This window comes from Vibrio sp. YMD68, assembly GCF_029958905.1.
Lineage (GTDB): Bacteria > Pseudomonadota > Gammaproteobacteria > Enterobacterales > Vibrionaceae > Vibrio.
On the sequence record NZ_CP124614.1, the window covers coordinates 2077384 to 2101791 of the forward strand.

Consider the following 24408-nt stretch of genomic DNA (forward strand, 5'->3'; position numbering starts at 1 on the left):
AGCTATTACATTTTCACTATACATTTAGCCCCCAAAGAAAAGGACAGTTTTATGGTGGAAGCTAACAACTATCAAATGGCGATTGATCTTCTTTGCTGTCATCTTGGCATCACTGAAAAAGAAGCAAAACAGCAACTGGGTATTAAATCTGATCAAGAAATACAGCAGACGGCCTTTGATACACAACAAGCACTCATGGGCTTAGTTCAAGACAAATAAACAGCCAGTTATCCTGACTGAAGTAACGCTGTGTTAGACATATAATTCAAATACATAGATATAAATCCATAAAAAGAGGGCTGCAAAAAATGCAGCCCTCTTTTTATTCTGTTATCTCTGATTCTTGTTTTATTTCTATTTATTGTGGCGGTGCTCGATTTTCACTACTGAGATAACTTGTCTAAATCAATGAATCGACCAAGATCCGTTCGCTTCGCCGCTGGGATGTATGGAATCTCACCCAGCTTTGGTGCACCTAACTGTGCTTCAAGCGTTTCTATAAGTTCAGCGTAATGCTCGGTACCTGGATTAACACGATTCGCCACCCAACCTGCGATGTTGAGCCCGTCTGCCCTGATCGCTTCCGCCGTTAAAACAGCATGACTTAAACACCCTAGTTTAATCCCAACCACTAAAATAACCGGCAGTTGCTCTTTCTTAACCCATGTTGATAGATAATCCGTATCAGAGACAGGCACTCGCCAGCCGCCAGCACCTTCTATAAGAACAACATCCGCCTTCTTCTTATGCGACGCCAGCTTTTCACTCAGTACGGCATAATCTATCTCTACATTTTCTCGTTTCGCAGCGATATGCGGTGAACATGCTAATTCTAAAGCGTATGGGTTGATATCATCATAATGCGTATCGAGTGTTGCCGCTTTTTGCAAATGAAGCGCATCTGAATTACGCATGCCTTCTTCTGTCTTAGTACTTCCAGCAGCCACTGGCTTATAGCCAATCGTATTTAACCCTTTAGTAGCTAAAGCATGTAAAATTGCTTTTGACGCTACGGTCTTGCCTACATCGGTATCCGTACCAGCAATAAAAAATGCATCAATCATCGTTGAATTGCCCCTAAACATACCTGATATGTAACAGGTAGTTGATTTTGATGGTTTTTAAAGACTTGGTACTCATGTTCTACTTGAATCAAAGCCTTACGACTTGTTAGCCCTTGTGAGCGGCCATTGACATGGTTAGCGCCAATACCCTTAAGATCACGCATCACTGAAAATGCAGAGTCGTACCAAATAGTGATTTCATCGAAGTCTAGTCGAAGATTGTTAAATTGAGATTGAGCTAACGCAATTTTTACCTGATTAGGTGATATAAACGTATTTATATGTTGATTTTTATCAACCTTCTCCCAAGACGTCTTTAACTCTTGTAATGAACCATCTAACAATGTCGAAAAAAACGCTTCGCCTTTTGGTTTCAATATCCGGTTTATTTCTTTAAGAGGGACAGACAAATCTTGGCACCACTGCAACGCTAAGCTCGAAAATACATAGTCAACACAGTTTTGATTAAGAGGAAGACTCTCAGCATCAGCCACGCAATATTGAATGCTATTATCACCGCACCTCAGCCGAGCTTGTTCAAGCATCGATGCCGATAGATCAACGCAAATAACGTAAGCGCCTCGTGACAATAATTTTTTTGAAAAGTATCCCGTACCACAACCTAAATCAACCACGACTTTCCCTGACAGATCCAAAGGCATACGCTCTAATAGCTGATCACCGACATCACGCTGAAATCCAGCATGTTTGTCATAGCTCGCGGCAGCCTTGCTAAACGCAGCGGCAATGTTGCTCTTATCGGGGGCACGACCAAAAAGCCATTCATTTTGATTTTGGGCACTGAGCGTGTTCAACATCCGTTTCATTCTCCGAGTACTTTCTGAAGGCAAGTCGTTAGGTGCTTCACCTGATTTTCTGAATGACTGGCCGTTAGGGTAATGCGTAAACGACTCATGTTTGCTGGAACAGTCGGTGCACGAATCGCCGTAACACCCAGGCCAAACTGTTCAAGGTTCTGGGCGGCTGACAGTGTCTGATCACTATCACCTATGATAATCGGATTAATTGGGGTCTGCGTTGCGACAACTTGCTCAAACCCGCTCAGTTGATCATTCAGAATCGATTTTAGATCGAACAGTTTTTCTCTACGCCAATGCTGCGTTTGAATCATATGTAAAGCATGAGATAGAGCATAAGCTTGCGCGGGTGGTATCGCGGTTGAATACACATGGTGCCGAGCAAACTGGGTAAGATAATCACCAGTAGATTGATCACACAAAATCGCCGCGCCAGACAGACCAAACGCTTTACCAAAGGTCACAATAAGAATATTGGGCTTTACCTGGTGGACATCGCAACTGCCTTGACCTCCTGCCCCTAACACACCGATGCCATGAGCATCATCCACGGCTAACCAAGCACGCTGATCGATGGTATCCGCTATCGATTTCAATGGAGCTTGATCACCATCCATACTAAACACACCTTCCGTCACCACAAGTTGGTCTGACACCTCAATGCCACTGGTATCCAACAGATTCGCAAGGTGATTGGTGTCGTTATGTTTAAAACGGCGCATTGATGCGGGTGACAGCATTCCTGCTTCCATCAACGAAGCGTGGTTAAGCTTGTCTTGATAAACAACATCGGATTTTTCTAACAATGTGAATAGAAGCGCTTGATTCGCACTAAACCCCGATGAAAAGAGTATGGCTCGATCAAAGCCCAACCACTCACACAGCGCTCGTTCAAAATTCTGATGGGCGGGCGTAAAGCCTGTCACAAGCGGCGAAGCACCACTTCCACAACCATAAATATCAAGGCCTTTGTGCCATGCTTGAATCAGTTCGCTATCGTTGGCTAACCCTAAGTAATCGTTACTGGAAAAGTTGATCAGTCGTTGATTATTTCGAGTCAGCTCTACGGTGTTTCCATTCAGCGTCGGCAACAAAGATCGAGTCAGGCTTTGCGAACGTCTTGCATCCAGCGCTTTCTCTATTCTGTTGTGAAAGCCTTGTCTGTTGTGAAAGCCTTGTCTACTGTTAAAGCCTTGCTTATTGTTAACACCTTGATGAGTAAAGCCTTGGTTCATAGAAATTACACTGACGCTTCGTAGAACAGATCGTCTTTAGTCGGACGAGAAGCAACCCGCTCAGTCACGCGATCAAGTAATTCATTTTCTTGAATCTCATCAGGTTTTTGAACCACTTGTTGGCTATTAATACCCAGTTTTTTAAATAGCTGCATATCGCTGTCTTCGCCCGGGTTTGGTGTGGTCAGCAGCTTACATCCGTAAAAAATTGAGTTTGCACCGGCCATAAAGCACAGTGCTTGCATTTGCTCGTTCATCCCTTCACGGCCAGCCGACAGGCGAACCGCAGACTTTGGCATCATAATTCTGGCAACGGCAATCAAGCGTATGAAGTCAAAAGGGTCAACATCGTCGACTTCTTCAAGGGGGGTGCCTTTTACTTTAACCAACATGTTAATTGGCACACTCTCTGGTTGCACAGGAAGATTCGCCAGCTCAACAAATAAGCCTGCGCGATCATTGGTGCTTTCTCCAAGGCCAATAATGCCGCCAGAGCAAATTTTCATCCCGGCATCACGAACATGAGACAAGGTATCCAAACGATCTTGGTAGGTTCGGGTGGTAATGATGTTTCCATAAAATTCTGGCGATGTGTCTAAATTGTGGTTGTAATAATCGAGGCCTGCATCAGCCAGTACTTTTGCCTGTTTAGGCTCTAACATGCCCAAAGTCATGCAGGTTTCTAGCCCTAGATCTTTGACACCTTTGATCATTTCCGTCAGGTGTGGCATGTCGCGTTCTTTAGGATTCTTCCACGCGGCACCCATACAGAAACGGGTTGAGCCCGCTTGCTTGGCTTTCTGCGCCGCATCCAGTACCCGGTCGACTTCCATCAAGCGTTCTTTCTCTACACCGGTTTGATAACGAGCACTTTGCGGACAGTACTTACAGTCTTCCGGACAAGCGCCCGTCTTAATAGAGAGCAAAGTACTGACTTGGACGTGATTATGCGGCTGAAATTCCCGATGAACGAGCTGTGCTTCAAACAACAGATCCATGAATGGTTTTTGCATTAATTGCTGAACTTCTGCATGAGTCCAATCGTGACGTATTTGCACAGCGCTTTCCTTATTAAGTAATTCATCATTATTGTTATGGATACTTGGCTAGTGTACTGATAAGCGATAGACTGTCAACAGCATAAAAACAAACAAGTTTACACTTGGTTATAAAACACACAGCGAGTTTCTTTGCATGGATTTAGACTTCGATAAAAATCATATTTGGCATCCCTACACTTCAACCATTGACCCTTTAACCTGTTATCCCGTAGTGGGCGCTGAAGGCGTTTTTATTGAATTAGAGACAGGAGAAAAATTGGTTGATGGTATGTCTTCCTGGTGGTCGACGATTCACGGCTACAATCACCCTCATTTAAACCAAGCGGCGCATAACCAGATCGACAAGATGTCGCATGTAATGTTTGGAGGCATGACTCACAACCCAGCCATAGAGCTGTGTAAGAAGCTCGTTCGCTTAACGCCCCCTAATTTAGAGAAAGTATTTTTGGCCGATTCAGGTTCTGTTGCGGTTGAAGTCAGTTTGAAAATGGCGCTTCAATACTGGCACGCGAAAGGTCAGCCAAAATCAAAGTTCCTCACACTACGCGATGGCTATCATGGGGATACGTTTGCCGCGATGTCGGTAACCGATCCAGATAATTCAATGCATTCTCTTTATAAAGGATTCTTACCCGAGCATATTTTCGCGAACTCGCCAAAAACCGGATACTGGCAAGAATGGGATGAGACAGATCTCGATGATTTCAAGCTCAAACTCAGCGAACACCATCACGATATCGCGGCAGTGATCATGGAGCCCATCGTTCAAGGCGCAGGGGGAATGAGAATTTATCACCCAGAGTATTTGAAAGGAGTGCGTCAGCTTTGTGACGAGTATAAAGTTCTACTCATCTTGGATGAAATCGCGACGGGTTTTGGTCGTACAGGCAAGTTATTTGCTTGCGAACATGCGGGGATTGCGCCAGATATACTGTGCGTGGGTAAAGCGCTCACCGGCGGGTATATGACTCTTTCAGCAACCATCACCAGCAAACAGGTTGCTGATACCGTATGTGCGGGTGAAGCTGGCTGCTTTATGCATGGCCCTACCTTTATGGGTAATCCACTGGCTTGCGCTGTTGGTGCGGCAAGCTTAGAACTGATTGAACAAGGGAACTGGCTCGCACAGACTAAAGCCATTGAAACACTATTTTCTCAGCAACTGCCCAAGTTACGTGAATATGAGCAGGTCAAAGATGTTCGCTGGCTGGGTGCGATTGGCGTCGTAGAGACACATAAGAGCGTAAATATGGAAGTAATACAGGCGCACTTTGTTAAGCAAGGGGTATGGATTCGTCCATTTGGCAAGCTCATTTATATGATGCCCCCATTTATCACCAGTGCGGATCAAATAAAGACATTGATTGACGCTATATCGAGTGCAGTGCAGTCACCGCAGTGCTCTATTGAATAGCTCTTTGTAACCCCGCTCATCCAACGCCAATACATTAAGCCAATACATTAAGTCAATATAGGTAAGCTACCCCACCAAAGTAAGTTAACATCAGCAAAAAGAGGAGCACTAAGCTCCTCTTTCTATCTGTTTTCAAGTTATAAATCTCTTTGGATTTAAGTCTTTATTCTTGATCGATCATCCAACGGCGGAATTCTTTTTTCTCAGATTTTGATGCTTTGAGATACCAAGCTTTCAGTTGGTCTACATTCTGAGTATCTTCGATAGCCAACTTAGGCTGTTCATTGGCAATGGCATCCGTCGCCACTTTGCTCTCAGCTGATGTTGCCACTACTGCGGTTGTTGTTGCTACCGCTGCTACACTAGCAGGGGCGACAGTTGCTGCCGTAAGCACCCCATCGACAAAGAAGATGCCTTTATCTTCATTGTAATCGCTGACGATCGTATCTAGGCCCATAAATGGGAGCATGCCTTTTTTCTTAGGCAACGGCTCTTGGCTGTAGCTTAGCTCGGCTCCATCTTGGGTAATCCGCCACTGCGGAGCTTTCGACTTAAATGCACTCTCTGCTTCAATGGTACTTCTTGCCACAGGATGATTAATCTTCAATTCATCACCCGTTACCACCAAACTTACGACATAAGGATCGGAGGTGAAGACTTCTTTACTATTACCACGGCCAAGCTCTTTATCCATTCTTACGATAAGCTGAGTCTCACCTTCTAACACCTTATTTTTGCCAATTTTAGCGTCTGCTTCTTGGCCGTTAATATAGAGAATGGACACACCCTTCGCAGGAATTAATGTCGCCGCATTCGTTGAAAATGCCATCATGCAAGCGATAGAAATGGCCAATTTAATTTTATTCACTGTCAGTTAACTCCCTGAACTCGTACCCTAAACTTAAGAGCGTTTTACTGTATCACGTTGATACCGTGACGAAAACTATATAAGTGGCTGTCTGCAAACCTAAAAAAGCCACCTTGCGGTGGCTTTTTATAATTACTATATACTAGGCTTGATTAGAAGCTAGCTTTAACACCAACTGCAAAACCAGTGTCATTTGCGCTTACGTCATCACCACCAACTTCAACATACGCTGTTGTGTTTGGAGCAAAACCGTAACCTGCATTTACAAACCACTTGCTAAGATCTTCAGAGTTAGCTACATCGTTGCCAGAAACACTGTAACCAGCAGCTAGTTTAACTGCATCGATTGTGTAGTCAGCAGCTAGTGCGATAGTATCCGACTTAACTTTATCAGAGCCAGCTACTTTAACATCGATTTGGTAGTAAGCAATCTCTAGGTTTAGGTTTTCAACACCACCGAAACGAGCTTCTAGACCAAGAAGTGAGTCATCAGCTTGAGGCTGGTCAGTAGTAACTGTGTTTGAGATAGTGTAGTTACCACCTGGACCAGATACAACTACGTCAGATGTAGTTGATGATTTGCGGTTTTTAAGCGTTGCGTCGCCGTAGTATGCTGTGAAATCAAAATCAGCTACACGAACACCCGCTTTTAAATCAAAGTAAGAACCGTCTTTACCCATTTTATCAACGCTTCTCTTGTCTTGTGCTAGAGAAAGAGTACCGTAGAACATACCTGTGTCGATGTCGTAACGAACCATTTCGTCAGCACAGAAAGAGCTGTCGTTGCTAAAGAAAGAGTTAACACCGAATTGGTAATCTGAACCTACGCCAGCATCATCTAGAGCGCCACAAGTACGACCAACTTTTACAGAACCGTAAGACTGAGAGTACATTGCTACGTAAACGTCGCCTACGTCAGCGCTGCTGCTTTTTCCGTCAGTTACATCGCCAGATGCACCGTCAAACTCCCAGTAACCGCCGAATTGGAATTCGTCGTTCACTGCGTAGCGTACGTCAAAACCAAAGTCTGCATCTTGAATTTCTTGCTGGAACTCTTTGTCCACACCGATGTCTTGTACGTATACAACTTCGATGTCACCTTTAAGGTTAACTGTAACGCCTTCGTTGTTGTAAACTTCGATACCTGCTTGTGCAGAAGTAGCTGCAACCATAACACTTAGTGCTAATAGAGTCTTTTTCATGATAATCCACTGCCTTTTCGTTAGATGGGAAATCCTTGTCCGGTTCCCTTTATTTTGATGGTGGCTCAAGCTCTTATGGCTTGATGTCACCGTCACTAAATTTCGTGGTCTAGATTGCAAAAGATAATCCTGCGTGTCAAATCTTCTAAAAATTTACCTAAAAAAACGTCAAATCAATAAAAATCAATAAGTTACACTAATTTGTGCTTTTTTTTCGAGTCACATCTTAGCTTTTGGCGTAAAAAATCAAAAAATTAACAAAACAAAAATCAGATTAAAATCCTAAAAACAAGGCCAGCACGTCAATTCTTCAGAATATTTAACCGCCAAATACACGTGCCTGGAGATTTATATATTTTTAGTTATAAAATTAATCTAACCCCATGAAGGTTCAACTTTTTTTTGTGAACAAGATCCATTTTTTAGCTAATAGCATTCAATTTCGTGAACTAAGTACACACTAGAGATTTGTGCTAACATCGTCAGGTCACTATTTAGGTCACCGTATGTCAACCAGTAAAATTCAACAATCTATCCGCAAAAGTTATCAAAACCTGCAATTTCAGCTCGATAACTTTGTCCCTCGTCGAGCGCAGAACTATCTTGTTGCAGAAATCACAAAAACACTTTGTGGTGATTATCACAAAAAAAATCGCATCCTCGTTGGCGAAGCCGGCACCGGAATCGGTAAATCTTTGGCTTATTTAATGGCGACGATTCCGATTGCTGTCTTCAATAACCGTAAGGTCGTTATTTCGACAGCCACGGTCGCATTGCAAGAACAATTAATTAACAAAGATCTGCCGCTTTTTCGACGCATTACCGACCGAGAGTTTTCTTTTATTTTAGCGAAGGGACGACAACGTTATTGCTGCGCAGAAAAATTGGCCTCAGCGAGCGGTGTCGATGGTGGTCAGTTGGCCATGTTTGAATCAAAACCTCAAAAAAATGAGATTGAATTACTTCAAACCATGTACAAATCACTGGTGGGTGGAAAATGGGACGGTGATCGAGACTCCTGGCCAAAACCGATTCGTGATGAATTATGGCAATCGATCGTCAGCGATAAGCACAGCTGCAATAACAGCTTGCCTGCTCATCGCTCCTGCCCTTTTCAAAAAGCACGTTCTGAACTAGACAAAGCCGATGTCATTATTGCTAACCACAGTTTAGTCATGGCCGATGCTGATCTCGGTGGCGGTGTCATCCTACCCGAACCTGAAAACACCATTTATGTTTTCGATGAAGCGCATCATTTACCTCGCGTTGCCCGCGACCATTCTTCAGCGTCAGCCAGCTTAAAAGGTGCAGCAACCTGGCTAGAGCGACTGAATAAACTGGTCAGTAAGTTTGCTAGCTTAGCGGACGAAAAACGAGTTGGTCGTTTCCAAAACCAGCTTCAAGATTCCATTCAGCAATTAATTCCCTCTTTAACGCAACTCAGTCAGCGCTTTGAACCTTCATCCTTTGAAGAAGGGACATATCGTTTTGAAGGAGGAGAACTCCCCTCTTGGCTTGAGAAAGAAGCGACAGAATTAAAGCTGCTGTCCAATAAAGGGGCTCAAGCCGCGGCAAAAGTAGCGGATCTGATCGCTGAACGGTTAAAAGACGGTGAGCTATCGAGCAAGTTAGCAGAACCTGCATTAGCGGAGCTGGGCTTTTACTTGCAAAGGTTGGAGAATCTCGCTCAAGTCTGGACGCTCATGGCCGAACCAACACGCGAAAAAGGAGCGCCACTCGCTCGTTGGATAGAAGTATCGAAAGACAGCGACAGTGATTTCACGGTCAACGTTTCTCCCCTTGAAGTCGGTTGGCAGTTAGATCAGCAGCTATGGAGCCGTTGCATTGGCGCTATTTTGGTTTCCGCCACAATGCGCGCACTCAATTCCTTTCGCTTCTTCTGCCACCAGACAGGAGTCAGTGGCAAACCAGATTCAGGCACTCAATTTTTAGCGCTGGCTTCACCTTTTGATTATCAAAACCAAGCAGAGCTGATTGTACCTGAAATGAAATATGAGCCTCAGGCGCCTCAATTTACTGAATATCTTATTGAAATATTGCCTAAGTTAATTGAAGACAAGAAGGCCAATCTTGTTTTATTCTCTTCTTACTGGCAAATGAATCAAGTTGCTGAAGGCCTCGCGAAGGGATTCATTAAAAAAGGTTGGGCGATTCAAGTTCAAGGTGACAGCTCTCGTAACGAGATTCTAAACAAACACAAAACGTTGATTCAATGTGGGAAGACAAGTGTGCTGTTTGGGACAGGGAGCTTTTCTGAAGGATTAGATTTGCCAGGGGAGCTATTGGAGAATCTCATCATTACTAAGATTCCTTTTGGTGTCCCCACCTCACCTGTTGAGCAAGCACACGCGGAATATATTGAACAGCGTGGTGGAAATCCGTTTATGCAAATCAGTGTTCCTGAAGCCAGTAAAAAGCTGATTCAATCGGTAGGGCGTTTACTGCGTAAAGAACGAGACTCTGGTAAAGTGTACATCCTTGATCGCCGTCTAGTAACAAAACGCTACGGGAAGTCGTTGCTTGATTCACTTCCGCCATTTAAAAGAACAATAAAATAGTGCGTGTTGCTGTTTTTGGTTCGTTCGTTTTGATTCACACAGGCCTAATAATAAACCGGCCCCGACAATAAAATAGAAGAAGAGTTTATGGAATTAATAGAGCCGACCATGCTGGTTGTGCTAGCGCTGGTCGCTTTTGTCGCTGGTTTTATTGACGCTGTCGCAGGCGGTGGCGGAATGCTAACCGTACCAGCCCTGCTTTCACTTGGGTTACCCCCACATATCGCGTTGGGAACAAACAAACTGGCGGCCACCTTTGCTTCGTCGACGGCTGCTTTTACTTATTACAAGAAAAAACTGTTCAAGCCTAGATTCTGGGGACAAGCGTTTGTCGCCACCTTATTGGGTGCGATTTTCGGAACGTTAATTGTTGATGCCATAAGCACAGAGTGGCTCGAAAAAGGGCTTCCTTTAATTATTCTCGCCTCTGCGGTTTACACCATTCTCCATAAAACGCCCCATTCGACTAAGAATGTCTTGCCAAAGTACACCGCATCGATTCGCAAGAAGCAGATTATCCAAGGGCTAACATTGGGGTTTTATGATGGTGTTGCAGGGCCTGGAACCGGCGCTTTTTGGACCGTCAGCTCTATGGCGTTATACCGCCTCAATATCCTATTAGCTTCTGGCCTTGCTAAAGCCATGAACTTTACCAGCAATTTTACCTCGCTCGTAACTTTTGCTGTTCTCGGCCACATTGACTGGGTACTTGGGTTAACCATGGGCGTTTGCCTTATGGCGGGAGCCTACGTGGGTGCACATTCAGCGATTCGATTTGGCGCTAAGTTCATTCGCCCAGTTTTTATCACCGTAGTGAGCGTATTGGCGGTAAAACTGGCGTACGAAGCTTGGTTTGTGAGTTTATAATGGCCCAAAAAATGATAAACCCATGGAACGAGTCGTATAACCTATGAGTCATTTTTCAAATTTAAAGCCCATTCTTGAACAATTGGCCCATCAAGCTGCGCAATTAGATCGCTCTCGTGGGGAACATCATAAACCCTTGTTCGATGAGCGCCTTTTTCATTGTCACGGGAGATTGCTGGTCCCTTGCGTCACTGAAACCCAGTCGACCTTTAAAACCATCATTCGAGAAGAACAAGCGAAAAAACTCACTGCTGATAGAGCAGAGTTTTTGTCCGAACGTTTGCTCGCTCAAATAAGCGCTATTCAGAGAGAACTTTCAACGCAGGGTATTCGCAAAAGTGAACCTAAGCATTCAAGCTACTACCGAAAACCGATTAATGCGCTCTATCAGGAACTGGCCCAACACCAGGAGTGGGAGATTCGCCTGCGTGATATGGTGATAGAGAAACAGCTAGAGTTATCTCAGGCCCCTTCTTTTCATCAACAGCAGGCTCAGCAATCTTTACTTGCCACGGAACAAAGGTTACAACGCTGCCAAGAAGCCAAGCTAAAAATAGAAAAGCAAATAACCTTTAGAGAAAAGAACCAATAATTATGTCTGACGAAAATATCCCGCATGAAAAGATGCCGAATGAAAATGTTTCTCCGCTGGACAACGCGCCAGATGAGATCAAACTCGCTGTGGATCTCATTTATCTTCTTGAATCCAACGAAGTCGATCTAACAACCGCCCTGAAAGCCATAGAGATAGTCAAGTCAGATATTGAATCCAAACTGTCATCAATTCTGTAGTCTGTAGTCTGTAGCCTGTAGCCTGTAGCCTGTAGCCATTGTCACACACTATTTATACCCACCCTTTAATTGGTAAAAACATGTATCAACTTTCGTTCTCCTTAGATTCCTTTCTTGCTGAGTTTTGGCATAAAAAGCCCACCATTATTAAAGGCGGATTCGCACGTTTTGAAGACCCAATCACTCCTGAAGAGCTGGCTGGCCTAACCATGGAAGAAGAAGTCGATTCCCGCTATGTGTCTAATTTTGATAATAAATGGATTGCAGAACATGGGCCGTTCGATGAAGCGAAGTTCAGCCAATTACCTCCGTCACACTGGCAATTGATCGTGCAAGCCGCGAACCATTGGCACGAGGGCGTTGCTGAACTCTCTCAAGCTTTTAAGCATCTGCCTCAGTGGTTGTTCGACGATCTCATGATCTGTTATTCCGAAACCGGTGGCGGAGTTGGCCCACACATCGATCAATATGATGTATTTATTATTCAGGGCAGTGGGAAGCGCCACTGGCGAGTTGGAGATAAAGATGTCGGACAATACAAAGAAACGCAACGTGCCGCAGCCCTAAGACAAATAGAAGGATTCGATGCCATCATTGATGACATTCTAGAGCCTGGTGACATTTTGTATATTCCGCCAGGTTTCCCACACGAAGGCGTCGCATTAGAACCTTCGATGAGTTATTCGATGGGATACCGTTCACCAAAAGAACAAGAGCTGGTCAGCAACTTCGCCGATTATGTGTTGGCTCATGATATTGGGGATGTGCATCTTCACAATCCAAACTTAAAAACGCAAACTCAGCACGGAGAGATTCTTTCTAGTGACCTCACACTGCTGACAGAAATGCTAACACGAGCTATCGAAGATCCGGATACGCTCAAAGACTTTATGGGCAGCATGCTAAGCCAATCTCGCCATCAGTTAGCGCTGTATCCGCCAGAAGACGCATGGCAAAGTGAAGAGATCTCACTGCAACTCGATAACGAGGTGAACTTTATCAAAGTCTCTGGATTACGTGCGTTATACAACGAGTCAGAGCCATGTGTCGCTTATATCGATGGCAACATGTTTAAAGTTGATTCAGAACAGCAGGACCTTTTACACAGACTCTGTAACTACGACACGTTAAGTGCTTCTGATTTTGATCGACCTATCGGAAGCGCCGATATCGCTCTATTTACTGAGCTAGTCAACAAAGGTTACTGGTATTGTGACGAGTAAAGAATAAGTTAGCCGCCTAGATTCTAGGCGCGCGAATCTCTTCACTGATTCGGATAATTCTCTGCGTCTCATCATAAGTATCGCGATAAATATCCGAATCCTCATTCCTTTCAACAAATATTCCCATCTCATGATTGTTGACTTGGCTGAACGCCTAAAAGCTTAAATGCGGTGGTGCCCATTTACACGCAGAGTCAACCGAACGGTATAGACACCCGTCCGACTGTGAAATAGGTAAAGAGCTTTAGGATAAGGTAGGCGCTTATTGGATAACCTGTGTTAGCTCCAGTGAGGGCTAGTGTTATCTTATTAGGCTCCAGATACGAAAAAGAACACTAATAGTGCTCTCCAGATCGTTAAATATTATGCGTAAAATTCAAAAATATTGTTTTCATTGGTGATGATCACTTACTCCACTTTTTGCCTTTCAAGATAAACTCTTTGCCCCAGCAGTTTGATTTGATCTGTGACAGTACGTTAAAACAAACACTCAACGTCTCACAAAAACGGCATAACCCCAGCGTTGAGCTTATTCCAAGGAAAATCGTTATGCGATCTTAATTACTGTTTCAAAAGTTAGAACGCGACAACCTTTCTTATTTTCTCGAATAACCCACATAGGCTAATAGTCTACTAGTTAATGGAGCAACTCACTCACCTACGTGACGCTAGCGTTTAGCGTAACTAGCTAGAGTCTCCTCTATTTTACTTTTCAGCCACCTCATTGTTTTATTCTCACGATTCTTGTGATGGTAGTAGATAAATACTTCTGGGGTACGCGCGTAGCTATCTACTTTGATAATAAAGCGACGCAACTTGTCTAACTTATCCATCTTAGAAAGGCTCGAACTTGGAAACAACATATCGGAATTCAGTACCACATCAACCACGGCTGAGGGCAGCTCTGAACGAAACGCCACATTAGATTTCAACCCTTTCTCTTTTATTACCTTTTCTGCAAATGAGGTTTGAGAGTTCCAATCGGCAGCGATGATAGTGGCGATTTCATAATTTAAAGCTTGCTCAAGTGAGATTGATTCCCCTTTGAACGGATGGTCTTTTCTGACATAGGCGTGAAACTCATCCTGGATAACGAAATGCCTAAGCAGTTCTTTTGGCGCGTAATCGATTTCATAATTCACACCTAATTGCACTTCATCATTCATTAGCTCTTGAATGGTGTTACTTGACCAATTTAGAAGCTGGACTTGAACATTTGGGGCATCTCTCCGAATTGCATGAAATATTTCACTCGCAAAGGCACTAAGAATATGAGGTGAAATAGCCACCTTGAGTATTCCTGTCAACTGGCTAGGGTCAAATTTATGGGTAGAGTTTAAGGCTAGGTTAAGATCATTGATTAATGGGGAGATTTTGCTCGCAAGATCATTGGCATAAGCCGTAGGAGTAAGACCCTTATGTGTTTTAACGAACAACTCGTGATCGAAATGTGCTCTGAGCTTTTGTAAAGATTTACTTATAGCTGGTTGCGTAACAAATAGTCTTCTCGCAGCTTGACGCATGTTACCTTCTTGATGAAGTATAATAAACGTTCGAAGGAGGTTGAGATCCAGATTAGAAAACAGGTCTTTAGCCATGAGCCATACCAATAGAATTAAACTAGTTAAATTTTAGCTGAACACCAACTAAAAAAATAGCCAATACCCGATACCGAGCATTGGCTTCTTACTCTTACAGGTCGATTATCTTACCGCTGATATCTGAGATTTAACGCTATCAAGGCGCCCGCTACCGCGCAAACTTTTAACCTTTTCGTTGATTTGAGGCTTTGATAACTCATTCCCGTTACGATCGGTAACCGTGATCGTACTTCTTTGTGGGGCATCTTTATCGTATACAATCATAGCCGATGCTTCAGAATTAACGTGGTCAATACGTGTTACGCGCTCGTGTTGATCGTCTGTCACTACTCTCGAAAATGTTTTACCATTTGATGAACCGTGATCAATATCTAAGAACACCAGTCCATCTCTCTGGTTATATGTCGCGATTAGAACACCATCACTGTTGTGTATGTTTGCCCCTGCTGAGCTTTGAGAAATCTGGCCAATAACTTCACCTGTATTTGAATCACGAATAGTGCCTTTATCGTCCACCAATGCATTTGCACCCGTGTGGTTATCCGTCACTTTCCAACCCATTGTGGTCATTTCAATACTGAACTGCTCAAAAATCGGTTGGTCCTTTGGAGTCAACGAATTGCCAGCATCTTGGTCTACATCTAAGAATACCAGTCCATCTCTCTGGTTGTATGTCGCGATTAAAACACCATCGCTGTTGTGTATGTTTGCCCCTGCTGAGCTTTGAGAAATCTGGCCAATAACTTCACCTGTATTTGAATCACGAATAGTGCCTTTATCGTCCACCAATGCATTTGCACCCGTGTGGTTATCCGTCACTTTCCAACCCATTGTGGTCATTTCAATACTGAACTGCTCAAAAATCGGTTGGTCCTTTGGAGTCAACGAATTGCCAGCATCTTGGTCTACATCTAAGAATACCAGTCCATCTCTCTGGTTGTATGTCGCGATTAAAACACCATCGCTGTTGTGTATGTTTGCCCCTGCTGAGCTTTGAGAAATCTGGCCAATAACTTCACCTGTATTTGAATCACGAATAGTGCCTTTATCGTCCACCAATGCATTTGCACCCGTGTGGTTATCCGTCACTTTCCAACCCATTGTGGTCATTTCAATACTGAACTGCTCAAAAATCGGTTGGTCCTTTGGAGTCAACGAATTGCCAGCATCTTGATCCACATCTAGGAATACAAGACCATCTTGCGCGTTATAAGTGGCAACGACAATACCTTCGCTATTTAGAATATCTGCACCGGTGTTAGTTTCTTCAATGGCACCTATCAACCTACCTGTATTTGAATCCCTGATATCACCATTTTCATTAACCAATGCGTTTGCACCGGTCTCATTATCAGTCACTTTCCAGCCAGAGGTCGTTGCTTCAATAGTATATTGCTTGGATATAGGGTTATCTGTATCAGGAATAGGTAAGAGAGATGGCTCACCAACATTAGGCAGAACAGGTAAAGCTTCACTAGACGATGACGAACTAGATGAAGATGTGCTTAAGATACCAGCAACTAAAGTTAGCGAAGCAGCGCCGACTTTACTCCAAGAACCATCCGAATGTTGTTCATAGACAACATTGTCGACAACAGCAACCTGACTGCCCTGAGCATTAAGCTGTTCAAGAACACGATCGTCAATATCACTCATCTGCTGAGCAATCACTTGTTCTGTATAGTAGTTTGCGACAGCACGATCAACTTGCGCGGCAGAAGCAACACTGACAAAAGGAATCGTTGTTGCAATTGTTAATGCTAGTATTGTTTTTTTCATCTTATCTCTCTTTGTAATGCGGGACAGAAGCTTCCGTGCAAGCTTTAGGTTTAACAAAATCGTAACTCTCTGCGACAAAGAAAGATAATGACTTGATGGGATATTTCTGATAACCAAATGGAATCACTAGAAACTAAACGCAAGGCCAAACTCCACATAGTTATCGCTAACCTGTTTTCCAAAAGTGTAAGTAATTGAGGGTTTCAAAAAGCCTATATTGAACAGCATAGAAGCTTCATGATAATTGAAATTTGTTCTCTGCAGTTCTGTTCGATAGCTCAAGATTTCAAGCTCATTTCGGTCAATACCAACTTCATGATTAAACTTGTACAGTAAATCAAAAAACGAAATGGGGCTCCACATCCCCCCAAGGCTGTAATCAACAGTATGAGATCTAACATACTTAGCACTCAATTGGTTACCGTTACAAATTTCGTCAAAGTAACAAAGTGGATCATTAATATCTGTACGGTAATTAAAGTTAACATCAGATATAACAAGCCAGCTTTCGTTTATTGACTTTGCTAAAAAGAGGCCCGTAGAATACGTATTGGAATTGGCACTAACTGTATTCTCTGTGTAGAAATCATCATTGGACCAAAAAGAATAACCAAGCCCTATCTCCCATTGTGAATCCGTATCAATATCCCCAAAAACCCTCAAATTTTCAGTTAGATAGTAATTCCCATCTAAAGTATAAACGACATCATTATCAACAGAAGATGCGCTGATACTAAATATATCAGTGAACTTTTCAATAGACGCAACTACGTCAGCCTGAACAGGCGCACAAGCAAAGAGCATTAACGTGGGAAACTTTTTCATCACAACCTAGTTTCAATTCTGATATCCCTCTCAAGTGACAAGACATGCGCTCTGCATTCTCGTTAAGAAGACCAGTATAAGTGGGAAGTCGATCATTTAGTAATGCCTGAACACCATAACGGTGATAACCAAATGGAATCACAATACAGCTGGTCGGTTGAGCAATCAGCCCGCTTTACAACCATCGATTCCAACGTAATTCACTCGATATCCATTCCTTAATTCACTAATTCACTAATTCACTAATTCACTAATTCACTAATTAGTATAAAAGGCTTACAGGGGCATTTATCTCAAGACATATCGGCTTGTTTTCATGATGCACATAAGTTCTGATAAGGTTTGACGCTTAATAGTGTTGCTGTCTTGTGTTGGCTTACTGACGAGTTCGGCTTAATGCCAGAGTATGAAACCATTGGATCTAATTGATTTCAGTAACGTTTTAATAGATTCCATTGCGACATCAGCGCTCTGATTCAGATCCAATTGATTCACATGATTTCGAATGGCACCCACGACTAATAACATTCGTTCTAAAGCCATAGAGCGTTGTTTCGTAGAAAGGGAAAAGCGTAGCTCGTTTGGAAACCCCTTACTCACTAGCTCCTTAGGGAAGTAATAACGGGCGTAATATGTAGCATTGCGGTCTTTGAGTAGAAACATGATCGTATCACCTGTACGTATCATGCCAAATTTACTTTTGAGCGGACACAAAAAAGCCCTCGATAATCAAGGGCTTATTCGTTTAAATGTGGCGGTGAGTGAGGGATTCGAACCCTCGATACGTTGCCGTATACACGCTTTCCAGGCGTGCTCCTTCAGCCACTCGGACAACTCACCGTATTGTGTGTCAACGTTATGCGTTAACGAGGCGCTAATTTAATGATTCTGCTCTCCTTGGTCAAGTGCTATTGCTAAAAAAAACCAACAACCTTGATTAAGTGCTTACTAATTGACATTTAAGCGCATTTTTTCATCAAAACGTTATGCCTGCGGGCAGTACCCAGGAACCTTAAACCACTTACGGCATGTATCTAGGAAGTATCCGTAAAGTACCCCCATTCCACATGAAACAACGGCATTACTGGTTACTGCTGTCATGATTTGATCACTTGATGCCCCGACAACCAATAAGATCGCCGCGTAAACAGGAGATTGAAAAAGCACATAAGCAAACAAATCCGCAATATTCTTCACTAAACCAGTATCAGAAATTCTTCTTCCCTGCCTCAATACGTAATCTCTGAATACCCCGTATGGCCATGCAATCGCTATATTGACTGGGATCGAAAGGGTTCTCGACGCCAAAGATTGCTCAAATGTCATGCCTGAGATGAAAATTTCGATAATCATCCCCGATAAAAAACAAAATACTACCATCGCAAACGTATCTGCCGCAGCATGACGGATACAAAAAGGGGCGCGGGCTTTCATGGTCTTCCTCTGCAATATAAATAACTGGTTTAATGGCGATTAGATAACACAACATACCAGCCCTTAACTTTAGGCTGGATTATCTTGCTATTAGAACACAGTATTTGCAGAGATATACTTCAAAATTTACATGGGAAGGTAAATAAATAACCAGTATTGAATATAAAACTAGATATTCTAACTACAAAACGAGATATAGGTCAATTTACCATCAATTTGGCCTGGTATTGTGAAATTTAATTACAATACTTACTGAGCATTACGGTTATAACATCGATATCTTCGGCCTGGGGTTGCTCTTCCAATTCTAAACATCGAACAATATCCTTGAGCTTATCCATCAATACTTGATCTTCGTAAGGAGCAAGCGCTATCGCAATGTCCTCTATAATCTCTTTCGCTTGAAAGAAATGCTGATTATCGAGTTCCACATAGAGTCTAACCAGTACTTCTTCTGAAATGAGAACTTCTGAGATCAAGCTCTTTTCTGGATGGTATTGGTAAAGCTTGGAGGCATAACGGTAAAGGGCATCATCAAGTACAGACTCGTCTATCGGTTTGGAAATAATATAATCCGTTCCCGCACTTAGCATCCTTTCTCTTGTTTCAATAAACACATCCGCCGTACAGCCAAAAATCAGCACTCTGTTTTTGTTGTCATTCATAGCCCGAATGTTAGAGGTTGCTTCGACCCCATCCATCACAGGCATGTGATTATCCATCAAAATAAGATCGTATTGTGTTTGGGCGACCGCCACCAGTGCTTGCTCACCATTTTCAACACAATCACATTCGAAGCCTTTGCCTTTCATAAATGTTTCAATGATGATGGTATTGGTTCTATTGTCTTCAACAATCAAGACCTTTAAGCCACTGTAGTTCAACTTCCGATGAACGTTCATTTCAACTGAGCCAGGGGACGTTGCTTCAATCAATAGCGAAACATCGAAACTGGTGCCAATTCCCATTTCACTGGTAACGGTAACGCGTCCCCCATTGAGCTCGACGATCTGTTTCACGATCGCAAGCCCTAAGCCTGTTCCACCAAAACGACGCGTGGTACTCGATTCCGCTTGTTCAAACGGTTTGAAAACACGACTTTGTGCTTCTTTAGAAATACCAATGCCTGTATCTCTCACTTTAATTAGAAGATGTAATTGCTCCCCGACCATCTTTTCCTTTAAATAAACCTCTACAAACCCTCTAGAGGTGAACTTAACGGCATTATTGAGTAAATTGAACAATATCTGTCTAAGCCGAGCCTTATCAGCGTTGTACCAACGCCCTGCCGGAACTTCTGAGTACACTTTGAATTGGAGGCCTTTTTCGGTACACAGTGTGTGGTAAACGCTATTGATACTGCCGATGATGGAATCGATAGGAAAAGGGTTTCGCTCCAATTCTAAATGGCCTTGTTCTATCTTGGAGAAATCCAGTATTTCATTGAGCAATGTCATCATATGCTCTCCTGATTCTCGCAGGCTATTGAGATGCTTACGCTGTTCTGGCGTTAAGTTACTTTTCAGCAAAATTTGTGCTGTACCCAATACACCATTCATTGGCGTTCTAATTTCGTGAGATAACACCGCTAGAAAGGCACTTTTCGCTTTGGTCGATGCCTGTGCTTTGACTTTTTCAGCTTCTAAATACACAGTTTTCTGGTTAAACGTGTCTATAAGGTGACGGATTTCATCGTTACTTCGATAAGCGACTTCAATGATCCCCCCTTCTTTTGAAGCGTCTACTTTCTTTGCAATCAAGACAATCGGTTTTATTAAGAACTGATTGAGCAGGTAATAGCCAGCCATAACGCACAATAAAAGGATTGGCATAATACTGAGCTCGATACTGGTTACTAATGCATACACATTGTCGTTGACGGTTCGTTTTGCATTAACAACATCTATCGTCCATTTAAATTCGCCAAATTGATGAGAGCTGATATAGATAGTGTCTGATTTTTTAAAGTTGTGCTCCGTGATGACCTCATCCAATCCATCGCGAAGAATAAACCCCAAATCATGCTCTTTGGCATTATTTTGAATAAAGTCGATCAAATCAGCCAGTGACAGATCCACGGTTGCTACGCCAGAGAATTGGTCATCAATGTAATAAGGAGAAGTAATGGAAATCATCTGGATATGTGTGTAGGCATCAATATAGACCTCTGACCAAAAAACACTTCCTTTCGGTGCATCAATCGCAACGGTATACCATGCTTCTTGAACGTAGCCACCGGCACTTGGGTTATTCCATGACTGGATATTATCTACCCGACCATCACTGGAACGATTGTAATAAAGGCTCATGTAAGGAATATCTTTGTCAATGGCGTAAGGTTCAGGCCAAAGACCACCACTCACCACCGCACCGTCTAACGTTTTAAATAATGAGCTTAATATCTCGGCTTGAGTCTTCTGTGAGTGATTGGCTTCTCCAATACTCGCTATCCCGTGAAGAACGCCAACCGCACTGTTAAGTGGTTGTTCTAATTGAGAAGCCAGCAACTCTGTTTTTAAGTCTAAACTTTGCTCTAGCTTTGAACGCACGAGGGGTTCAACAACGAGGTAGGTCACCGTGCCGATCATAGCGATAAAGAAAAACAAATAGACGCCAAGCGCCAAAATACTTTTTCTTTTTAGTGAGGAGCTGATTTCCATATAATGACTTGAATTATTTTATGTTTATTAAAAATTATAGTGAATATTATCAAGCATCAAGTCTTTTTCGTTAGTATTTGAGTTGGTACTATAGGAATAACATTAATTCAAACCAATGGATCTATTTTGACTTTAGACAATATCCTTTCTTTACCCGAGCTAGAAGGAAAGCTTCTTAATGAAGCAAGAACGCAAGGGTTCGTTGCCTCAATGGCCGCAGCGCCGAACGTCCTTCCACCTGAAGAGTGGCTACCCTTCTTGTGGGGAGGAGAAGACACAGCCCCCTTTAGCGATGGTGAGCAGCTTGAGCGTTATGTCGAACTCGTGATTCAAATGTGGAACACATACCGCCCTGCACTTTTAGATGGCAAATGGGAATGGCCAAATCTATGTGCGCTTGATGAAGAAGATATTGTCACGAAACAAACCCGGGATTTTTGTGAAGGTATGCTGCAAGGTTGGCAATTAGCACGTGACGACTGGGAGACCATCATGCCTGAGCAAAGTGAAGACAATGCACTTCTTGGTGGTGTATTACTGTCGTTAAGCATGCTTTACGATCCTGAAACGTCGATTAGCACGCTTGCGGATCAAGGCATCGAAGGGATGGAGCAATTTGAAGAAATTTTTAATGCTATTCCAGTGATGCTTTGCGGATTAACTCAGCGTGGTGGTCTTTTAGCGGAACAGCAATAAGTCTTTGCGTTAAGCGACAGAGTTCTCCACAAACAACAAAGCCTACTTATCCGTAGGCTTTGTTTATTTCACATGTTTAATATTAGTTTATGTGGCTTTTTAGGTCGTGCTTTCCAGCTGAAGCGTCCGATACATTCATCGGCGGTATAAAATAGCGACGCTCCTGAAAAATAGCCTGACAAACAAGGGGGACTAACCTCTTTAACCTCTATGCGTTGCCTTTCACTTTGATATTAAGTTGCTCAGCAAAATCTAGCATGCGATTTAAAGGGATCAACGATTTTACTCGTAACTCTTCATCAACAAAGATCTCATGCTCATCACCGCCATCACGTAGAGCCGTTTCTATCGCTTTGAGGCCATTCATCGCCATCCAAGGGCAATGTGCGCAGCTGCGACAGGTGGCGCCCGCACCGGCTGTTGGCGCTTCTACTAGCTCTTTTTCTGGTACTAATTGCTGCATTTTAAAGAAAATACCTTTGTCGGTAGCAACAATCAGTTTCTTTTGGGGTAACTCTTTCGCCGCTTTTATGAGCTGGCTTGTCGAGCCCACAGCATCAGCAAGTGCAACCACACTGGCTGGTGACTCAGGGTGAACCAAAATAGCTGCATCGGGGTAAACCGCTTTCATCTTACGCAGTGCATCTGCTGAAAACTCATCGTGAACAACGCACTCACCTTGCCATAGCAACATGTCTGCGCCAGTTTTGTTCGCAATGTAAGAGCCTAAGTGACGGTCAGGGCCCCACAAAATCGGCTTATCTTCACTGTCGAGTTGTTCAACAATTTCTAAGGCGATGCTTGATGTCACGACCCAATCGGCTCTTGCTTTAACAGCCGCAGATGTATTCGCGTATACCACAACAGTGTGATCGGGATGGGCATCACAAAAAGCCGAGAACTTATCAGCAGGGCAACCAAGGTCAAGTGAACACTCGGCCTCTAATGTTGGCATTAAAATGGTCTTTTCGGGGGTTAGAATCTTAGCCGATTCTCCCATAAATCGAACACCGGCAATAATAAGCGTGCTGGCAGGGTGACGATTACCAAACTTAGCCATTTCTAACGAATCACCCACAAATCCGCCCGTTTCTTCAGCCAAGGCTTGGATTTCAGGATCGGTGTAGTAATGCGCGATCAGAACCGCATCTTTTTCTACCAGTAGTGACTTGATGCTAGCAATATAGGTTTGCTTTTCAACATCGCTTAAAGGAACTGGCTTTTGAGGAAATGGGTATATTGTTTCAACTGTGTCTAATATGTGGCTCATTGCTCTTGCTCTATGCAACTTCCATGAATCCAAGCATTGTACACCTTAAACATGGCCTGAATCAAAGGAGTTTGAGCCAATAGAAAAAGAGGCGGGATATCCACCTCTTCTAGATAAGCAATTTAGGTAAGCACTGCCATCAACTATAAGTTCTGTTGTGCTAATTTTGCTGATGAACTATTTGGGTATTCATCCACAACTTGCTGATAGTATTTTTGTGCTGCTGCTTGATTGTTATTTCGCTTAGCGATGTCACCAAGCTTCACTAATGCATCGGCGCGTTTGTTTGAGTCTTTGTATGACACAACCGCAGCAAAACTCTTCACAGCTTCTTTATCTTGTTTCTTAGCGAAATAAAGTTGCCCTAGCCAATAGTGTGCGTTTGACGAAAATGAAGAATCTGGAAAATCCACCTGAAACTGTTTCAATGCAACAATAGCACCAGCGTAATCGCGCTCTTTAAGCACAAGATCGACGGCATTTTGATAGGCGGTTTGCTCATCAACATTGCTGCTGAACGTTCCTACTGGTTGTGTGTCGGATGAATCAACAACAGGCGCTTCAACGGTCTTTATTTCGGTGCGGACTTTGTCTAACTCTATAAAAAGCTCACGCTGACGCTGCAACATTTGCTGCATGTCGTAGCTGTTCTTTTCAAGTTGACCACGAAGATCACTGATCTCCATCGACATGTCGTCAATTTGCTGCTGCATAGTCAATTGAACACGATTTCGATTCTCTAGCAATCGCTCTAGACGTTGGATATCGGTTTCAGAAGAGTTCACTGTACGTGTTGATGTGGTGGAGGCTGGAGCTGTATTGCTTAAGTCCGATACTGGAGCTGGTGCAGCAAACGATGTGCTCGCTGCACTTGCCAGTAACATAAGCGTTAAAACTCGCTTTGAGTTACTGAACATGAGGCTATTCCTCTATTTGTGTTGTCGCATAACTTGTCTTGCAGCATAAGTGTATTGATAACCTAGGTGCAATTTATCACCTAGGTATCATAACGACTTAAGT

The 24408-nt window shown here is 43.2% G+C and carries 22 protein-coding genes, 1 tRNA gene and 2 pseudogenes; 9 read left to right on the forward strand and 16 right to left on the reverse strand.

Features of this window, described 5'->3' with window-relative positions:
• Positions 1-51: 51 nt before the first annotated feature.
• Positions 52-219 carry a hypothetical protein gene (locus QF117_RS15380; RefSeq protein WP_017034896.1) on the forward strand — a complete coding sequence of 56 codons (168 nt, stop codon included), beginning with the start codon at positions 52-54 and terminating at the stop codon, positions 217-219.
• Positions 220-383: 164 nt separating this feature from the next.
• On the opposite strand, the gene bioD is transcribed toward QF117_RS15380, so the two are convergent.
• Genes bioD through bioB form a run of 4 tightly spaced genes read right to left on the reverse strand, consistent with a single transcriptional unit; the run spans position 384 to position 4175 of the window.
• Entirely contained in the window at positions 384-1064 is a 681-nt protein-coding gene (gene bioD, locus QF117_RS15385) for a dethiobiotin synthase (protein ID WP_282386635.1), read from the reverse strand.
• Complete coding sequence (gene bioC, locus QF117_RS15390) at positions 1061-1882, reverse strand: malonyl-ACP O-methyltransferase BioC (RefSeq protein ID WP_282389499.1); 822 nt, start codon at positions 1880-1882, stop codon at positions 1061-1063. The genes bioD and bioC overlap by 4 nt, the downstream gene beginning before the upstream one ends.
• Positions 1883-1887: 5 nt before the next feature.
• Positions 1888-3117, reverse strand: a complete 1230-nt coding sequence (gene bioF, locus QF117_RS15395; RefSeq protein WP_282386636.1) for an 8-amino-7-oxononanoate synthase — start codon at positions 3115-3117, stop codon at positions 1888-1890.
• A gap of 5 nt (positions 3118-3122) precedes the next feature.
• Positions 3123-4175, reverse strand: coding sequence for a biotin synthase BioB (gene bioB, locus QF117_RS15400; protein WP_282386637.1), 1053 nt, complete (start codon positions 4173-4175; stop codon positions 3123-3125).
• Between the two features lie 136 nt (positions 4176-4311).
• Between bioB and bioA the strand changes: the two genes are divergently transcribed.
• On the forward strand, positions 4312-5592 hold the full coding sequence (gene bioA, locus QF117_RS15405) for an adenosylmethionine--8-amino-7-oxononanoate transaminase (protein WP_282386638.1): 1281 nt from the start codon (positions 4312-4314) through the stop codon (positions 5590-5592).
• Between the two features lie 163 nt (positions 5593-5755).
• On the opposite strand, the gene QF117_RS15410 is transcribed toward bioA, so the two are convergent.
• Positions 5756-6460, reverse strand: coding sequence for a DUF2057 family protein (locus tag QF117_RS15410; protein ID WP_282386639.1), 705 nt, complete (start codon positions 6458-6460; stop codon positions 5756-5758).
• 152 nt (positions 6461-6612) lie between these two features.
• Positions 6613-7662: a porin gene (locus QF117_RS15415; RefSeq protein ID WP_282386641.1), complete on the reverse strand. Its 1050-nt coding sequence runs from the start codon at positions 7660-7662 to the stop codon at positions 6613-6615.
• A 506-nt stretch (positions 7663-8168) separates the two neighbouring features.
• Here QF117_RS15415 and dinG point away from each other — a divergent pair.
• The 5 genes from dinG (at position 8169) to QF117_RS15440 (ending at position 13123) form a co-directional block, all read left to right on the forward strand.
• On the forward strand, positions 8169-10241 hold the full coding sequence (dinG, locus tag QF117_RS15420; RefSeq protein ID WP_282386642.1) for an ATP-dependent DNA helicase DinG: 2073 nt from the start codon (positions 8169-8171) through the stop codon (positions 10239-10241).
• 87 nt (positions 10242-10328) lie between these two features.
• Positions 10329-11108: a TSUP family transporter gene (locus QF117_RS15425; RefSeq protein WP_282386643.1), complete on the forward strand. Its 780-nt coding sequence runs from the start codon at positions 10329-10331 to the stop codon at positions 11106-11108.
• 43 nt (positions 11109-11151) lie between these two features.
• Positions 11152-11700, forward strand: a complete 549-nt coding sequence (locus tag QF117_RS15430; RefSeq protein ID WP_065576390.1) for a primosomal replication protein — start codon at positions 11152-11154, stop codon at positions 11698-11700.
• Between the two features lie 2 nt (positions 11701-11702).
• Positions 11703-11900, forward strand: a complete 198-nt coding sequence (gene rsmS, locus QF117_RS15435) for a pleiotropic regulatory protein RsmS (RefSeq protein WP_282386646.1) — start codon at positions 11703-11705, stop codon at positions 11898-11900.
• An 80-nt stretch (positions 11901-11980) separates the two neighbouring features.
• A complete protein-coding gene (locus QF117_RS15440) occupies positions 11981-13123 on the forward strand; it encodes a cupin domain-containing protein (protein ID WP_282386647.1) in 1143 nt (380 codons plus the stop codon).
• Between the two features lie 31 nt (positions 13124-13154).
• Here QF117_RS15440 and QF117_RS15445 read toward each other — a convergent pair.
• Positions 13155-13274 (reverse strand): annotated as a pseudogene (locus tag QF117_RS15445) (DNA repair protein); the annotation flags it as partial.
• Between the two features lie 239 nt (positions 13275-13513).
• Between QF117_RS15445 and QF117_RS15450 the strand changes: the two are divergent.
• A pseudogene (locus QF117_RS15450) lies at positions 13514-13684 on the forward strand (catabolite repressor/activator); the annotation flags it as partial.
• Between the two features lie 107 nt (positions 13685-13791).
• Here the strand turns inward: QF117_RS15450 and QF117_RS15455 are convergent.
• The 7 genes from QF117_RS15455 to QF117_RS15485 all read right to left on the reverse strand — a co-directional run bounded on the left by QF117_RS15455 (position 13792) and on the right by QF117_RS15485 (position 21422).
• Complete coding sequence (locus QF117_RS15455) at positions 13792-14721, reverse strand: LysR family transcriptional regulator (RefSeq protein WP_282386648.1); 930 nt, start codon at positions 14719-14721, stop codon at positions 13792-13794.
• Between the two features lie 105 nt (positions 14722-14826).
• On the reverse strand, positions 14827-16503 hold the full coding sequence (locus QF117_RS15460) for a hypothetical protein (RefSeq protein ID WP_282386649.1): 1677 nt from the start codon (positions 16501-16503) through the stop codon (positions 14827-14829).
• 126 nt (positions 16504-16629) lie between these two features.
• Positions 16630-17328: a hypothetical protein gene (locus tag QF117_RS15465; RefSeq protein WP_282386651.1), complete on the reverse strand. Its 699-nt coding sequence runs from the start codon at positions 17326-17328 to the stop codon at positions 16630-16632.
• A gap of 393 nt (positions 17329-17721) precedes the next feature.
• Complete coding sequence (locus tag QF117_RS15470; protein ID WP_282386652.1) at positions 17722-18015, reverse strand: DUF6538 domain-containing protein; 294 nt, start codon at positions 18013-18015, stop codon at positions 17722-17724.
• 65 nt (positions 18016-18080) lie between these two features.
• Positions 18081-18168 (reverse strand) — tRNA-Ser (locus QF117_RS15475).
• Positions 18169-18312: 144 nt separating this feature from the next.
• On the reverse strand, positions 18313-18762 hold the full coding sequence (locus tag QF117_RS15480; protein ID WP_282386653.1) for an L-alanine exporter AlaE: 450 nt from the start codon (positions 18760-18762) through the stop codon (positions 18313-18315).
• A gap of 236 nt (positions 18763-18998) precedes the next feature.
• Positions 18999-21422, reverse strand: a complete 2424-nt coding sequence (locus tag QF117_RS15485) for an ATP-binding protein (RefSeq protein WP_282386654.1) — start codon at positions 21420-21422, stop codon at positions 18999-19001.
• Between the two features lie 126 nt (positions 21423-21548).
• On the opposite strand from QF117_RS15485, the gene QF117_RS15490 reads away from it, so the two are divergent.
• On the forward strand, positions 21549-22118 hold the full coding sequence (locus QF117_RS15490; protein ID WP_282386655.1) for a UPF0149 family protein: 570 nt from the start codon (positions 21549-21551) through the stop codon (positions 22116-22118).
• 208 nt (positions 22119-22326) lie between these two features.
• Here QF117_RS15490 and nadA read toward each other — a convergent pair whose 3' ends face one another.
• Together nadA and ybgF are read right to left on the reverse strand one after the other, a co-directional pair.
• A complete protein-coding gene (nadA, locus tag QF117_RS15495) occupies positions 22327-23388 on the reverse strand; it encodes a quinolinate synthase NadA (RefSeq protein ID WP_017034879.1) in 1062 nt (353 codons plus the stop codon).
• A 143-nt stretch (positions 23389-23531) separates the two neighbouring features.
• A complete protein-coding gene (gene ybgF, locus QF117_RS15500) occupies positions 23532-24305 on the reverse strand; it encodes a tol-pal system protein YbgF (RefSeq protein ID WP_282386656.1) in 774 nt (257 codons plus the stop codon).
• Positions 24306-24408 lie beyond the last annotated feature (103 nt).